Source organism: Mesorhizobium sp. M7A.F.Ca.CA.004.04.2.1, from assembly GCF_004022825.1.
Lineage (GTDB): Bacteria > Pseudomonadota > Alphaproteobacteria > Rhizobiales > Rhizobiaceae > Mesorhizobium.
In genome coordinates this window covers 1-598 of record NZ_RZPH01001683.1, presented here as the reverse complement: position 1 = coordinate 598, position 598 = coordinate 1, and the positions used below count along the sequence as shown (strand labels likewise).

Sequence of the window (598 nt, the reverse complement as noted above, 5' to 3'; positions counted from 1 at the left end):
CGCTGACACCCTATGACCCGGCGATCTCCGGAGAAATCTTCCGGCCGCTGTCGAGCTTCCGCACGCCGGAGCTGAACGTCCAGAAAGTGATCGCGCGCCGCGTCGCCATGGAGTTGCGCGACGGCATGGCCGTCAACATCGGCTTCGGCATTTCCGCCAATGTCCCGCGCATCCTTCTCGAGGAAGGACAGCACGGCAAGATTACCTGGGCGATCGAACAGGGCGCGGTCGGCGGCGTGCCGCTGCTCGACTTCAAATTCGGCTGTTCGTCGAACGCCGACGCCTTCATGCCCTCGCCGCACCAGTTCATTTATTTCCAGGCGGGCGGCTTCGACGCCTCGCTATTGTCCTTCCTGCAGATCGACCGCCATGGCTCGGTCAATGTCTCGAAGCTTTCGGCGCGCCCGCATGTCACGGCTGGTGCCGGCGGCTTTGTCGACATCACCGCGCGGGCGAAGAAGATCGTGTTTTCCGGCTTCTTCAACGCCGGGGCAAAACTCTCATTGGCCGATGGCGGCATCCGCATCGATCAGGAGGGCAAGGTCAAGAAGGTGGTCAACGAAGTCGAGCACATCTCGTTTTCGGGCAAGCGCGCAGT

At 62.2% G+C, this 598-nt stretch carries 1 pseudogene; it reads left to right on the top strand.

Features of this window, described 5'->3' with window-relative positions:
- A pseudogene (locus EN893_RS36960) lies at positions 1-598 on the top strand (acyl CoA:acetate/3-ketoacid CoA transferase); the annotation flags it as partial.